This window comes from Pseudoalteromonas piscicida (assembly GCF_002744175.1).
Lineage (GTDB): Bacteria > Pseudomonadota > Gammaproteobacteria > Enterobacterales > Alteromonadaceae > Pseudoalteromonas > Pseudoalteromonas piscicida_B.
Genome location: NZ_NKHF01000165.1, coordinates 1 through 209 on the forward strand (window position 1 = coordinate 1; position 209 = coordinate 209).

1 protein-coding gene is annotated in these 209 nt (G+C 51.7%); it reads right to left on the reverse strand.

Going from position 1 to position 209, the window contains the following annotated elements; genetic code table 11:
- Positions 1-6: 6 nt before the first annotated feature.
- Positions 7-209 (reverse strand): hypothetical protein (locus CEX98_RS23135; RefSeq protein ID WP_206780904.1); only part of this gene is annotated, 203 nt, incomplete at its 5' end.

A 209-nucleotide genomic window follows, 5' to 3' on the forward strand; every position in this document is an offset into this window, starting at 1 on the left:
ACCCCCTCAGCAGGGTAGGAGGCGGTTCACCCGCCGATTTGTGTGCATACACATCCAGTCGAAGACGCCAAAGATCAACAGCGAGTCAAGATCATCAGGCTGCTCAACAAGGTGCTGTAAACAAGTAGAAATATAATCATGCACTACAAGGTCATGGCCACAAACACCTCGCGAGATAAACTCGCTCCCACCACACCATGGTAGGAGGC